Here is a 14,152-nt window from a genome sequence, read left to right as displayed (position 1 = left end):
ATTGCCTCGTGCTCTTCTTCAGGAAAATTGCGGTGGATGTGCCGCGCGTGCCGCGGGACGCTCCATCACTTTCACGGCGCATGTTCTTTTCCGGAAATCGATCTCGATTTTCCGGAACTGTGCGCTAGCTGCTGTTGATTGTCGCCAGCATCTCAACCTCCCAGGTCTGGCCTTCCAAGCTGTGGCTTGACATCAAATCAAAGTAACTTAATCTAATTAATGCAGCACGGAAATGAGGAGAGGTCAACTGACCGCCAGGCTGTATCCGTTCAAAATGGGGAGGAGACCCATCATGAAGAGCGCCACCGTCAGCGCATTTGCGCTGAGCACCATGTTATTTTCAGCATCCGTTTCATTTGCCCAGGAACTTGCCACGAAGGACAGGATCGGCCTTGCCGATGCGCCGAAATCCCTCGTCGTCCGTCTGACGAACGATAGTCCCAACAATTCCGATCCGGCGATCGCCGAGGGCTATCAGAAGCTGTTCGTCGATTTCATCAAGAAGCATCCGGACTGGAAATTGCAGATGCAATTCATGTCCTCGGACATCGGCACCGAACAGGCCAAGATGCTGGAGCAGGCCAAGGCCGGCAACGCGCCTGACTGCGCTGCCGTCGACTCCTTCGTCCTCTCGCAGTTCATGGTCAATAAAGTTCTTGCGGACTTCACGCCGTATTTTTCGAAGGAGGAAGTGGATGACCTGTTCCCCTTCATCCGCAGCGGCATCACGGATAAGGATCAGACGGTCCGCGCCTGGTGGTGGGATACGGACCTTCGTGTGCTCTACCGCAACAAGTCGATCGTTGCGGATGCGCCCCAGACATGGGACGACCTGAAAACGGCCGCGCTCGCCTCCACCAAGGAAGGCATGGAAGGCGTTCTCTTCAACGGCGGGCGCTGGGAAGGGACGACGTTCGACTGGCTCGCGAATTATTGGGCGCTGGGCGGCAAGCTCGTCGACGACTCAGGCAAGCCAGTGTTCGGCGAAGGCGAGAACAAGGAGAAGTTCCTAAAGGCGCTGAATTATTTCAAGGATCTCGTCGATTCGGGTGCCGCGCCCAAGCGCGTCAGCACGATCGCGAATTACGACGATATGAATGCCGCGGCGGCAGCGGCGACGACGGCGCTCTTCATCGGCGGCAACTGGCAATATGCGCAGCTGAAGGCCACGCTCGACGAGGACGAGTTCAACAACTGGACCTTCTCGCCGATCCCCGGCCCCAGCGCCGATGAGCGTTCGACCGGAACCGGCGGCTGGACGATCGCATCCTTCAGCAAGGACAAGGACAAGATCGAGATGTGCGCCAACCTCGCACGCGAGGTCTATATGGGGCCGGCAAACGCGCTGCAGCAGCAGTTGCCGACCAGGAAGTCGCTGTTCGACAAATATGAGGTCTTCTCCACCGAAGCCAACAAGACCTTCGCCGCGGCTCTGGTCGATGGACAGGCACGCCCGGGTGTGCCGATCTATCCTGAAATCTCCAACCAGATCCAGATCATGATGGGCGACGTGCTCTCGGGGACCAAAAAGCCGGAAGACGCCTTGAATGCCGCCTTCAATGCGGCGCTGGAGGCCTACAAGCGTCTCTAGTGCTTCCGACCGTGACGGCGCCTGCCCGCCAGGCGCCGTCGACATTGCGAAACCCCGCACAGAGAAGCCAATGAGCCCCATTGCCATCGAGGCTGACAGCCCGCCTCAAAGCAGAACGTTCATGCGCCGTTTCGCCGGTGCGCCCCTGCCCTGGATCATGCCCGTGATCGTCGTCATCGGCATCTTCTACCTTTACCCCGTCATCGACGTTTTCAGGCTTTCATTCACCAATGCCACGCTGATCGGCGACAATCAGGATTATACGCTGGGGTCGATCACCAATGCGTTGAGCTCGCCGCAGCTACCCGACATTTTATGGGCGACCCTGATCTTTGTCGGCGGCAGCGTTATCGGTCAGCAGATTTTAGGCCTTGCGGTCGCCGTCGTGGTTATCCGCGGCGAAAAGCGCTGCCTGTTCGGCACCACCATTTTGAGGACGACGGCGCTGGTTGCCTGGGTTGTTCCCGGAATTGCCGGCGGCATCATCTGGCAGATGCTCTTTTCCGAAGCGCCTTATGGTGCGTTGAACAGCATTCTGCGGTTGATGCACATGCCTGTTGTCGCCTGGCTCTCGGATCCCGCAATCGCACCGTGGTCTACCCTTATCTCCAACATATGGCGCGGCACGGCATTTTCGATGGTCGTCATGTATGCGGCGCTGAAGTCGATCGATCCCTCGCTCTATGAAGCGGCGGAGGTCGACGGTGCGACGGCATCGCAGCAGTTTTTCTTCGTCACGCTTCCGCAACTGCGCGCGGCAATCCTCGTCAACATGATCCTCATTACGATCCAGACGGTGAATACTTTCGATGCGATCATCACGCTGACGGGCGGTGGTCCGGGGCGTGCGACCGAGGTCATCTCGCTCTACGTCTTCAATATCGTCTTTAGAAACTACGACCTGTCCGGCGGCAGCGTGCTCTCCGTGCTCATGCTGATCATCAGCCTCGGGCTCGCCTTTATCTATGCGTCGTTCCTGCCGAAGGAGGAAGAGCAATGAGCGGACGGACCGGAACGCGGCTCGGCGATGCCATGAGCTATCTGTTCATGCTGGTAATGTTCGTATTCTTCGCCGGCCCCCTCACCTATCTCCTGTCGATGGCGATGCGTGACAAGCGCGAGATCTATCGCGGCGCGGCGAGATATATTCCAAACAATCCCACCATCGACAATTTCATCACCGTTTTGAACAATAGCTATTTTCCGATCTATCTCTGGAACGGCCTCAAGCTTGCCGCCCTTAGCGGACTGGGCGTCCTGATCGTCGCACTGCCCGCGGCATACGCTTTTTCCCGCTTTCAGTTCCGGGGCAAGGGCCTGTCGATGATGGGGCTGCTGCTTTTCCAGATGATCTCGCCGCTTGTCATCATGGTGCCGCTCTACCGCTACATGAACCGCCTCGGCCTGCTGGATACGCATTTTGCCGTCGTCATGGTCTATATCGCGCTTGGTGTTCCGCTGGCGACCTGGCTTCTGAAGAGTTCGGTCGACGGCATCCCGCGCAGCCTCGACGAAGCGGCGATGATCGATGGCTGCAATCGATTTTCGGTCTTCTGGCGCATCATTCTGCCATTATCGGCGCCGGGCATCGCCTCCGTCTTCATCATCACGGTGATTGCCGGCTGGTCGCAATTTCTGGTGCCTTTTCTGTTGCTCACGAAAAATGATCTGATGCCGATCGGCGTCGGGATCTTTAACTTCCGCGGCATGCAGACCGACTCGTCCATCCAGCTGCTTGCCGCCGCCTGCCTGATTGCGGTCGTTCCGGCGATCGTCGCCTTTCTGTCGCTCCAGCGGCTGATCCTCGGTGCGATGACCAGCGGCGCCGTCAAGGGATGACGAGCGGTTCAGGCGATGCGCAAGGAAGGATTTCGAGCATGAACCAGACACTCGGCGCCAGGCTGTCCCCGGATCTGACGGGCGCCAATGTCGAAGATGCAGGTGAGCACAACAGGGCCGTCGTCCTGCGCTGCATTCACCGTCAGGCGCCGATTTCGCGGGCTGAAATCGCTAGGCGGACGGGTTTTACCAAACCGGCGATCGCCCGGATCGTCGATCGCCTGCTGGACGAGGGCCTGATCATGGAAGCCCGCCGGCGGCATGGGCTGAGAGGCCAGCCGGCGATCGAACTCGAAATCAATCCGGATGCCTGTTTTGCCATCGGCATCAACATTGATCGCGACCATCTGACGATCCTGGCCGTCGATGCGGTCGGCAATGTCCGCGCCCGCGTACACCACGAGAAACGCTTCATTATGCCGGCGGAGTTCCTGCAGCTCACGGCCGATGCGATTTCGCATTTCCAGCGCAGCCGGCTCATCGACGACGCGCGTCTCGCCGGCATCGGTCTGGCGATGCCGGATTGGCTTGGCGAGATTTCGCTCCTCGGCAAGCCCAAGGCCTATCAGGAATGGACGGCATTCGATGTGCGCGCCGCACTGGAGAATCTCACGCAGCATCCCGTCTTCATCGAAAACGAAGCCAATGCCGCAGCCCTTGCCGAACTCGATTATGGACTGGGTGCTGAAAGCAGCAGCTTCTTCTACATCGCCATCAATCCATGCCCGGGCGGCGGCCTCGTGCTCGACGGCAACGGTCATCGTGGCGCCATGGGCCTCAGCGGCGAAATCGGCTGGCTGCCGATCGCCGACGGCCGGGATGGGAAGGCCCATAAGGTCCAGCTTCTCGGCGAGATATTCTCGCTGTTCTTCCTCTATGATTTCCTTGCGCAACACGGCGTCGAGGTGAGTGTTCCCCACGACCTCCTGACGCTGGATGCGCGCGGCAGATTGCCGATCCGCATCGTCGACGAATTGCTGCGCTACGTGCATGAGCATCTCGATGCCGAGGACACCAACCTTCCTTCGCTTCATCGCGCCTCGCTCGGAGAGGATGCCTCTGCCATGGGAGCAGCGGCCATGCCGATGGCAGCAGCCCTCATGCTCGCATCGGCGGACGCTGCTCAACGCACACGTTCGCCACTCAAGAACATGGATCGCCTGAACAGTTGAAACGGCCGCATGGCCCCAGGGATTTGGTGAAGATCGGAGGATTTTGATGAAGATCGGCTTTTACACTTCGACATTCAACGATCGCCCCCTGGAGGAAGTGGTTGATTTCGCCGCGTCGGCCGGGTTCGACGCCATCGAGATCGATGTCGGCGGTCATATCAAGACGCCGGATCGGGTGGAGGCCGCCGTCGCGCTCGCGCGCAGCCGCAACCTCTTCGTGTCGTCGATCACCTATTTCGGCAATCAGCTCGATGCCGACCGGGCAAAACGAACGGCACTTCGCGAAACGACCGCCGAATTCGCCGGCGCGATCGGGCAAGCGGGCGTCCCGATCTTCGTGATCTTCCCGGGCCGGGACGACACCGCAAGCGACGAAGCCAATTATGATGACTTCGCCGATTTCGCCAACGGCCTGATCGCTGAGACGCAGCCCTACGGCCTGACCTTCGCAATCGAGAACTGGCCGGGTCCGAAGGACAATTTCATCGGAACGACACCAAGAGGGTGGCAGGAGCTTTTTCAGCGGATCAGGGATCCTCGTTTCGGGCTGGAATTTGATCCCTCGCACCTCGTTCGCATCGGCGTCGATCCCTATCAGGCGATGGAGGCGGTGAAGGATCGCATCGCCATCCTTCATGCCAAGGACACGGCAATCGATCCGGAGAACCTGCAGGCTGTCGGCTATCACGGCAAGGGCTGGTGGCAATACAAGCTGCCGGGGCTCGGCCTCATCGATTGGCCGAGGTTTCTGCGCCAGGCCCGCGGGGCTGGTTTCGACGGCACGCTGTCGATCGAACACGAGGATGCCGCCTATGGCTGGCCGGGCAAGGACTTGGCCGCGCGCAAAGACGGCGAGCGCCTCGGCCTCGATTATTTGAGAAATGTCCTGAGCGGACTTTGACAGCGATTTCGGGAGGACGGTAATGGCCCATGTTTCGGTCAACAATGCGCGCAAGGATTACGGCGCGTTCAAAGCCATCAAAGGCGTCTCGGTCGATATCGGCGACGGCGAGTTCGTCGTTCTGGTCGGCCCTTCGGGCTGCGGCAAATCCACGCTCTTGAGGATGATTGCGGGCCTTGAGGGCATCACTTCGGGGCAGATCCAGATCGGCAAGCATATCGTCAACGAGCTTGCCCCCAAGGACCGGGACATCGCCATGGTGTTCCAGAATTATGCGCTCTACCCGCATATGACCGTTGCCAAGAACATGGGCTTTTCGCTGCGGCTGAAACGGATGCCGAGGACGGAGATCGATCAGCGGGTCGGCAACGCCGCGAAGATCCTCGGTCTCGAAAGTCTCCTGGAGAGATATCCCAAGCAACTGTCGGGCGGCCAGAGACAGCGTGTGGCGATGGGGCGGGCAATCGTGCGCGACCCGGCCGTCTTCCTCTTCGACGAGCCCCTGTCGAACCTCGACGCCAAGCTCAGGGTGCAGATGCGCTCGGAGATCAAGGAACTGCATCAACGGCTGCAGACGACGACCATCTATGTCACCCATGACCAGATCGAAGCCATGACCATGGCCGACAAGATTGTCGTCATGAAGGACGGACTGATCGAGCAGTCGGGTTCGCCGCTGGAATTGTACGATCGTCCGAACAACCTCTTCGTCGCCGGCTTCATCGGCTCCCCGGCGATGAATTTCATCAGCGGCAACATGACGGAAGACGGGTTTCGAACCGCCGACGGCCTGCTCCTGCCGAGCGAGCGCCGTCCGCCTGAAGCCGTGATCTACGGCATTCGTCCCGAACATATCCGGTTGGACCCGGGCGGCATCGAGGTGACGACGGTGGTCGTCGAGCCGACGGGTTCGGAAACGCTGGTCATCGTCCGGCTGGGAACGCAGACCTTGACTTGCGTCTTCAGGGAACGGATCAGGGCAACCCCCGGCGAGGTGCTGAGGATCGCGCCAATCCACGATGCGGTTCATCTGTTTGCCGGAGACGAGCAGCGGATCACCTCAGGCGAAGCCCCGTTGAACTGACCCGGCCGATTGCCCCTCCCCTTCGGCCGGCGCCGGCCGGGGGCGCGTTTTCCGCGCCCCCGATGCGGCCAAGCTCATAGAGCGACTACGTCGCCCTTGTGAATGACGGTCGCACGACCAAGACCACGACTGCAAGCGAGCGCTGATGTCATCCCGCTCTAGCTGGCGGCGTTCCTTTTTTGCCGAGGAGGGCTGCGCGGATCTGTTCGCTTTTGCTCAACAGGGGAGCGGGGACCGGTGCTATCTGCTCGGGCGCGTCTGTCTTACCGGTGGTCTGCTTGAGGCTCAGAAAGCGTTTTTGCGCGACCAGCCGGTCTTCGGACGACAGTGGTTCGACAGGTTCACCGTCAAGACTATGGCGCATAGAATCGGGTTGGGCGCTGGCGAAATAGTAGCGCCGGCAGTGGACATAGGCCGCGGTCGCTCGCCTGAGCGCGGTGACGCCGGCATCCGGCTTCAGGAGCGGACGGAGTTCATTGAAAAGGCCGACGGCAAAAGGAAGGACAGGATCTCCCGCCTTGGCCGGAAGGACGCCGACCGGCCGTATCAACAGCACATTGATCGCGGTTGCCTTCTCCACGTCGAGCTCGGTTGCAGCAATCGGTCCGCGGCTGATCTTCCAGGGCTTGTCCATGCGTCCTCCATGTAACGTCCATAGCGATCGACTGTGATGGTATCTTGACGGACAGGGCGAGTAACGGAAGTCGCATATCGTCGGTTCCACTGCAAGCAGGTGAAACGCGCAAACAGCGGCCAAGTGGCGAAAAGCCGTTCCCCGGGGCTGATATGGTCCGGTGTCGTCGGCTGGCTTTTCATCTAATCGTTTTTATCGAGGAATATGCATTGACCTGCCGCATCGATTACACTTCTTATCCGCGCCCAAGATGGAGTGACCGGCAGGGGAGGATATATGCGGGTTTTCTCGAGCATTGACGAGCTGCGCCACACGCTCGACGCGCTGAGGCGGCAGGGGCGGACGGTCGGCCTTGTTCCGACGATGGGCTATCTCCATGCCGGTCATATGGAACTGGTCGCGCGCGCCCGCGCCGAGAACGACATCGTCGTCGTGTCGATTTTCGTCAATCCGCTGCAATTCGGCCCGGCGGAAGATCTCAGCAAATATCCGCGCGATCTGGAACGCGACGCCGCCATGCTGAGGCAAGCCGGCGTCAATTTCCTTTTTTCGCCAGGCGTCGAGGACATGTATCCCCGCCCGATGCTTGCTGTCGTCGACGTTCCCGATCTCGGGCGCGAACTCGAAGGGGCGGTACGGCCCGGGCATTTTGCCGGCGTCGCCACTGTCGTCTGCAAGCTTTTCAACATCGTGCAGCCGCAAACCGCCTATTTCGGAGAGAAGGATTACCAGCAGGTCGTCATCATCAAGCGCATGGTGGACGATCTGGCCGTGCCGGTGCGCGTGATATCGGTGCCGACGCTCAGGGACAGCGACGGCCTCGCATTGTCGTCGCGCAACGTCTATCTCAGCGAGGCGGAGCGGCATGCCGCGGTGATCGTCCCTCAGACCCTTGACGAGGCAGAGCGGCTGGTCGCCGGCGGCCTGACCGATCCGGTGGAACTCGAGGCAAAGCTCACGGCATTTCTCAATCGCGAGCCTCTGGCAAAGCCCGAGGTCGTCGCCGTCAGGGATGCCGCAACGCTGCAGCCGGTCACATCGATCGCAGAGCCTATCGTCGTGGCGCTCTTCGTTCGGGTCGGCTCGACACGGCTGCTCGACAACAGGGTCGTCAGTAACAATCGAGTTGTCGGAAACAAAAGGGTGATCGGCGGGCAGAGCTTGCCGGGAAAGGGAGTGACCAGATGAGCGCGGCCGGAATTCAGAAGCGCATTACGCCACCGCGCATCTCAGCCATGAAGGGCGGCAAGCCGATCGTCTGCCTGACCGCCTATACGACGCCCATGGCGCGGCTACTCGATGAGCATTGCGACCTCCTGCTGGTCGGGGATTCGCTCGGCATGGTGCTCTACGGCATGGAGTCCACCATCGGCGTGACGCTCGACATGATGATCGCGCACGGCAAGGCGGTGATGCGCGGCGTCGACAAGGCCTGCGTTGTCGTCGACATGCCGTTCGGCAGCTATCAGGAATCCAAGGAGATCGCCTTCCGCAATGCTGTGCGCATCCTGCAGGAAACCGGCTGTGATGCCGTCAAGCTGGAGGGCGGCGAGGAGATGGCCGAGACCATCGCCTTTCTGACCAAGCGGGGGATTCCGGTTATGGGCCATATCGGCCTGATGCCGCAGCAGGTCCAAACCGCAGGCGGTTATCGATCTGTCGGCCATTCCGAACACGAGACGTCGAAGATCCGCCGCGATGCCCACGCCGTTGGCGGCTCGGGCGCCTTTGCTGTCGTCATCGAGGGCACGGTGGAGCCGCTCGCCCGAGAGGTGACGTCCGCCATGCACGTCCCGACCATCGGCATCGGCGCCTCTTCGGCCTGCGACGGCCAGGTTCTGGTCTCCGACGACATTCTGGGGCTCTTCAACGATTTCACCCCGCGCTTCGTCAAACGCTACGACGAACTCGGCAAGAGGATTTCGGCCGCCGCTGCCGCCTATGCCGACGAGGTCCGATCGCGACAGTTTCCGGCAGCGGAGCATACGTTCAAACGGCGATCTTGAGGCGAGGCCATATCAGGTCCATCACCGGGCGGCATACTGTTCACGCATGCTGTCGGCCGACCGGCGAACCGCCTCGGAAACCTGCTGGAGCTGTTTGGCCATGGGCGTCGAATTGCGCCAGATCATGCCGATGGTTCGCGACGGCTGCGGAGACTGAAAACGGGAGATCGAGACGTGCGCCGAGCGCGTTTCGAGGGGAACGGCCATCTCGGGAATCAAGGTGATGCCGATACCGGCGCTGACCATCTGGACTAGGGTGGAGAGAGAGCTGCCTTCCATGACTTCCCGGGGACGGGCCTGCCCGATCTTGCAGAACGACAAGGCCTGATCGCGAAAGCAGTGGCCCTCCTCGAGCAGCAACAACCGCATTTCGCGCAGCGCCTCGCGTTCGGGCACCGGCTTGCCCTCGTCTTCGGGCCGCCGAACCAGCACGAACTCTTCCTTGAAGAGCTCGAGTTCTGCCAGGGAGGGTTCGGACACGGGCAAGGCAACGATTGCCGTGTCCAGCTGGCCTTGCGCCAACTCCTGAACCAGCTTCGACGTTTGCGTCTCGCGCACCTCGATCTGGATGCCGGCAAAGCTCCTATTCAGATCGTTGATGATCGCTGGCAACAGATAGGGCGCAATCGTCGGGATGATGCCGATGCGCAGCCGCGTCAGGAAAGGATCGCGCGCGGCGCGCGCCAGATCCGCCAGTTCGTCCACGCCACGCAGGATATCGCGGATCCTGAGAGCGACGGTCTGGCCGAAAGCGGTCAGCTTCACCTCACGCGCGTTGCGCTCGAAAAGCTCGCCGCCCAACTCCTGCTCAAGTTCTTTGATCTGCATTGACAATGCCGGCTGGGAGATCGCGCAGGCGTCGGCAGCGCGTCGGAACCGGCCATCTCTTGCCAGTGCTTCAAAATAACGTAGCTGTTTCAGGGTAAGGTTCTTCATAACCTCAGCTTATCGCAACGATCAGTAAATCCAACTTAAATTTATTACATGCTTCCGATATGAAGACTGCAAGGGGAGAGTGGGGCGCCAGCTCGGCTCATCTTTTTTACGCGCAGACAGATCAAGCAATGAAGGAGACGATCATGGACAACCCCACTGACAGCGCAGGCAAATGTCCTGTGCCACACGGCAATACGCCTCGCAGCAGTCGATCCAACCGCGACTGGTGGCCGGACCAGTTGAACGTGCAGATTCTTCACCACAATTCCGGCCGCGCCGACCCCCTCGGCCAAGCCTTCGACTATGCTGAGGAATTCAAGAAGCTTGATCTCGACGGCCTGAAGAAGGATCTTCACGCGTTGATGACGGATTCGCAGGATTGGTGGCCGGCCGATTTCGGTCACTATGGCGGCCTGTTCATCCGCATGGCCTGGCACAGCGCCGGCACTTACCGCATCACCGATGGCCGCGGCGGCGCCGGGGCCGGCCAGCAGCGTTTTGCGCCGCTCAACAGCTGGCCTGACAACGTGAACCTCGACAAGGCCCGCCGCCTGCTGTGGCCGATCAAGCAGAAATACGGCAACAGGATCTCCTGGGCTGACCTGTTGATCCTCACCGGCAACGTCGCGCTCGAATCCATGGGTTTCAAGACCTTCGGTTTCGCCGGCGGCCGCGCCGACGTCTGGGAGCCGGAAGAACTCTACTGGGGTCCTGAGGGAACCTGGCTGGGTGACGAACGCTACAGTGGCGAACGCGAACTGGCAGAGCCGCTTGGCGCCGTGCAGATGGGCCTTATCTATGTTAACCCGGAAGGCCCCAACGGCACTCCGGATCCGCTGGCATCCGCCCGCGACATCCGTGAAACATTCGCCCGTATGGCGATGAACGACGAAGAAACCGTGGCGCTGATCGCCGGCGGTCATACCTTCGGCAAGACCCATGGCGCTGGCGATCCGTCGTTTGTCGGTGTCGACCCCGAAGGCGGCGAGCTTGAAGCTCAGGGCCTGGGCTGGACCAGCAAGTTCAACACCGGCGTCGGTCGCGATGCCATCGGCAGCGGCCTCGAAGTGACCTGGACCCAGACGCCGACCCAGTGGAGCAACTACTTCTTCGAAAACCTGTTCGCTTTCGAATGGGAGCTGACGAAGAGCCCGGGCGGCGCTCATCAGTGGCAGGCCAAGAACGCCGAAGCCTCCATTCCAGATGCCTACGACGCCTCGAAGAGGCACCTGCCGACCATGCTGACCAGCGATCTCGCGCTGCGTTTCGATCCGGTCTACGAGAAGATCTCGCGCCGCTTCCTCGAAAATCCCGAGCAGTTCGCCGACGCTTTCGCCCGCGCCTGGTTCAAGCTGACCCACCGCGACATGGGACCGAAGGTGCGCTACCTCGGCCCGGAAGTTCCGGCCGAAGACCTGATCTGGCAGGATGTGATCCCGGCCGTCGACCACCCGCTCGTCGACGACAAGGACATTGCCGACCTGAAGGAAAAGGTTCTCTCCACTGGCCTCACCGTGCAGGAACTGGTCTCGACCGCCTGGGCGTCGGCCTCGACCTTCCGCGGCTCCGACAAGCGGGGCGGCGCCAACGGTGCGCGCATCCGCCTTGCCCCGCAGAAGGACTGGGACGCCAACCAGCCGGCGCAGCTCGCCAAGGTCCTCGGCGTTCTCGAAGGCATCCAGAAGGACTTCAACGCCGCCCAGACCGGGGCTAAGAAGATCTCGTTGGCCGACCTGATCGTTCTCGCTGGTGCTGCCGGCGTCGAGAAGGCGGCAGCGGCCGGCGGCAACGCTGTCAGCGTGCCGTTCACGCCGGGCCGCATGGATGCTTCCGAAGCCCAGACCGACGCGCATTCCTTCGCAGCGCTCGAGCCGCGTATCGACGGCTTCCGCAACTATGTGAATGGCAAGCGCCATCAGTTCATGAAACCGGAAGAAGCACTCGTCGACCGCGCCCAACTCTTGACGCTGACCGGGCCCGAGCTGACCGTCCTCGTCGGCGGCCTTCGCGTGCTGAAGGCAGGCGACCCCGAGCAAGGCGTCTTCACTTCGCGTCCCGAGACGTTGACGAACGACTTCTTCGTCAACCTGCTCGATATGGGCACGCAGTGGGTTCCTCTCACCGGCAAGGAAGGCGTCTATGAAGGCCGCGACCGCAAGACTGGCGCCGCCAAGTGGACCGGCACCCGCGTCGACCTGATCTTCGGCTCGCACTCGCAACTTCGCGCCTTCGCCGAAGTGTACGGCCAGGCCGATACCAAGGAGAAGTTTGTGAGGGACTTCGTCGCCGCCTGGACCAAGGTCATGAACGCCGACCGTTTCGACCTCGTCTGATCGGCAGCATTTTGCCTGGGCGCAGTTTCGGCTGTGCCCGGGCATTTTCTTTTTTGGATCGGCTTGCGCTTCCACCGCAGCGCTTCTTCTCCCTCATCGCTGTGCCTGTCACAGAGATCCGGTGCGCCCAAGTCCTTGGGCGCGGGAGACTTCCTTGCTTTGATAAGAGTCATTCGCCGCGCAGACGCGCGGTGGCTGTATTCCTGTGACATCTTTCGGGCCAAGCCTGAGGAAGGGAATGATGAGTGTGCCCCGATCGTGACACCGTCTCTGGGCTTTTAGCGAGGGAGGATGCCGAAAGGCGAAAGTGACAGCAGATCGGGATCGGTCGTCGCTGTTACTGTCGCTACCTGGGCATGGCTTATGCTGTAGCCGTAGGTGAGGACGCGGTCACCGTCGATCATGAAGAATTGCGCCTGATCCAGGCCGGGCCGCAAGGTACCCGTAACCGTGACGGTCTCGTACATTCTTGCCAGGTGCAAAGGCTTTTCCGGAACGACACGAACCAGTTGGTTGGGCGGAGGGGAAGGCATGTGGCTGCAGGCTCCGGCCCAAGGCACGAGCATGAATTCATAGACAAGATCACCATCCTGGTCGATCGGCAGAACGAAGCCCGTCAATTCGACCGGATGCTCCTCGCTATGCCAGGCGAGTGTTTCGCCTTGTGGGCCGCTAACCGCCTTGCCCGACAGCGGAACTGTCGCTTTGGCCTGATCGGCCGGCCGTAAAGCGCTCCAGAAGATAGGCTGAGCTGCAGCGAAGCTGTCAGAAATTGGCCATGCGGAACCGAATGCCAGCGCCGCGAACGTCAGGAAGAAAGGTTTGTGCTTCATCATGGCATCTCCACGGGGCCGGCCGCTTGACCACCTTGCCGCCGCCGTACGGATGCTACTCTCGATCCCGCCTAGCCGTCAAAGCTTCGGGTGTGGACTACCTCTCCTCCATCATGCTCGGCTCCGTCCTGGACAGCAGCGCCGAGGATCTATTGCCATCGACCGGAAGCAAATGCTTGGGGCACAGGCCCCGCCACGACGAAAGAGACGTTAGCGTGCTTCGTCAGCAGTCAAGAGACCCCGCGTGGGTGAACACGGGATCTCCCTGCCGGACCGGCAGGCCGGTGAATTCTTACTTCTCCGGCATCATCGAAGAGTGGTGCGAGGTAATCAGCCAGTTCTCGTCCTTGAACTCATAGGTATAGGTGTAGCGGGCGGGAACCTTCGAGCCGTCCTTCAGGCTGAAGGTGTAGGTGCCGGTGTCGACGGCCCAGTTGCAGCCGATCTTGATGTCGCGGCTATCGATATGGCCCTTGGGCTCATTCGCCAGGAAGTGCTCGAAATAGTCGATCCGTTCCGCCTGGGTCAGGCGAGGCTTGTCCGACAAGGTCGCGAGAAGCACGGAGTCTTCACTGTAATTCTTGGCGACTTCCTGGGGGCTCAGGGTCGCGAGTGAGGTATTCCAGCGGTCGAAGAGCTTGGCGATTTCCGCCTCGCTTGTCGGCGCACAGGTTGCGGTTTCGGTAGCCGCCGCGGCCGACTGGACCTGAACGAAACCGAGAACGAGGGCGGCAGCAATGATGGTACGCATTTTGACTTTCCTATGTAGCGGTTCCGGCGGACATCGCATCGGTCGACCGCATGACCGACATCTAAGGTGCCC

The 14,152-nt window shown here is 60.8% G+C and carries 13 protein-coding genes; 9 read left to right on the top strand and 4 right to left on the bottom strand.

Features of this window, described 5'->3' with window-relative positions; genetic code table 11:
• Positions 1 to 292 precede the first annotated feature (292 nt).
• From HX898_RS29945 to ugpC, 6 genes are all read left to right on the top strand, one after another.
• Positions 293 to 1,591 (top strand): hypothetical protein, encoded by a 1,299-nt coding sequence (locus tag HX898_RS29945; protein WP_003550504.1) that lies wholly within the window; start codon positions 293 to 295, stop codon positions 1,589 to 1,591.
• A 70-nt stretch (positions 1,592 to 1,661) separates the two neighbouring features.
• On the top strand, positions 1,662 to 2,591 hold the full coding sequence (locus tag HX898_RS29940; protein WP_180196533.1) for a sugar ABC transporter permease: 930 nt from the start codon (positions 1,662 to 1,664) through the stop codon (positions 2,589 to 2,591).
• The gene (locus tag HX898_RS29935) at positions 2,588 to 3,430 is read left to right on the top strand and encodes a carbohydrate ABC transporter permease (protein ID WP_011649125.1); all 843 of its coding nucleotides are present in this window, start codon (positions 2,588 to 2,590) and stop codon (positions 3,428 to 3,430) included. The genes HX898_RS29940 and HX898_RS29935 overlap by 4 nt, the downstream gene beginning before the upstream one ends.
• 38 nt (positions 3,431 to 3,468) lie before the next feature.
• The gene (locus HX898_RS29930; RefSeq protein ID WP_180196532.1) at positions 3,469 to 4,602 is read left to right on the top strand and encodes an ROK family transcriptional regulator; all 1,134 of its coding nucleotides are present in this window, start codon (positions 3,469 to 3,471) and stop codon (positions 4,600 to 4,602) included.
• A 46-nt stretch (positions 4,603 to 4,648) separates the two neighbouring features.
• Positions 4,649 to 5,503, top strand: coding sequence for a sugar phosphate isomerase/epimerase (locus HX898_RS29925; RefSeq protein WP_180196531.1), 855 nt, complete (start codon positions 4,649 to 4,651; stop codon positions 5,501 to 5,503).
• A 22-nt stretch (positions 5,504 to 5,525) separates the two neighbouring features.
• Positions 5,526 to 6,587 (top strand): sn-glycerol-3-phosphate ABC transporter ATP-binding protein UgpC, encoded by a 1,062-nt coding sequence (gene ugpC, locus HX898_RS29920; RefSeq protein WP_138390414.1) that lies wholly within the window; start codon positions 5,526 to 5,528, stop codon positions 6,585 to 6,587.
• Between the two features lie 148 nt (positions 6,588 to 6,735).
• Here ugpC and HX898_RS29915 read toward each other — a convergent pair whose 3' ends face one another.
• Entirely contained in the window at positions 6,736 to 7,221 is a 486-nt protein-coding gene (locus HX898_RS29915) for a ProQ/FINO family protein (RefSeq protein WP_180196530.1), read from the bottom strand.
• Between the two features lie 276 nt (positions 7,222 to 7,497).
• Between HX898_RS29915 and panC the strand changes: the two genes are divergently transcribed.
• Complete coding sequence (gene panC, locus HX898_RS29910; protein ID WP_180196529.1) at positions 7,498 to 8,409, top strand: pantoate--beta-alanine ligase; 912 nt, start codon at positions 7,498 to 7,500, stop codon at positions 8,407 to 8,409.
• A complete protein-coding gene (panB, locus tag HX898_RS29905; protein ID WP_180196528.1) occupies positions 8,406 to 9,227 on the top strand; it encodes a 3-methyl-2-oxobutanoate hydroxymethyltransferase in 822 nt (273 codons plus the stop codon). The genes panC and panB overlap by 4 nt, the downstream gene beginning before the upstream one ends.
• Before the next feature lie 21 nt (positions 9,228 to 9,248).
• On the opposite strand, the gene HX898_RS29900 is transcribed toward panB, so the two are convergent.
• Positions 9,249 to 10,163, bottom strand: coding sequence for a hydrogen peroxide-inducible genes activator (locus HX898_RS29900; RefSeq protein WP_180196527.1), 915 nt, complete (start codon positions 10,161 to 10,163; stop codon positions 9,249 to 9,251).
• Between the two features lie 143 nt (positions 10,164 to 10,306).
• Here HX898_RS29900 and katG point away from each other — a divergent pair, with 143 nt between their 5' ends.
• Positions 10,307 to 12,496, top strand: coding sequence for a catalase/peroxidase HPI (katG, locus tag HX898_RS29895; RefSeq protein WP_180196526.1), 2,190 nt, complete (start codon positions 10,307 to 10,309; stop codon positions 12,494 to 12,496).
• A 278-nt stretch (positions 12,497 to 12,774) separates the two neighbouring features.
• On the opposite strand, the gene HX898_RS29890 is transcribed toward katG, so the two are convergent.
• On the bottom strand, positions 12,775 to 13,332 hold the full coding sequence (locus HX898_RS29890) for a DUF3299 domain-containing protein (RefSeq protein WP_180196525.1): 558 nt from the start codon (positions 13,330 to 13,332) through the stop codon (positions 12,775 to 12,777).
• 289 nt (positions 13,333 to 13,621) lie between these two features.
• Positions 13,622 to 14,080, bottom strand: a complete 459-nt coding sequence (locus tag HX898_RS29885) for an SgcJ/EcaC family oxidoreductase (protein ID WP_180196524.1) — start codon at positions 14,078 to 14,080, stop codon at positions 13,622 to 13,624.
• Positions 14,081 to 14,152: the final 72 nt, after the last annotated feature.

Source organism: Rhizobium sp. WYCCWR 11128, from assembly GCF_013416305.1.
GTDB lineage: Bacteria > Pseudomonadota > Alphaproteobacteria > Rhizobiales > Rhizobiaceae > Rhizobium > Rhizobium indicum.
The sequence above is the reverse complement of the archived record's forward strand: the minus strand, read 5'-3'. Positions and strand labels throughout refer to the sequence as shown.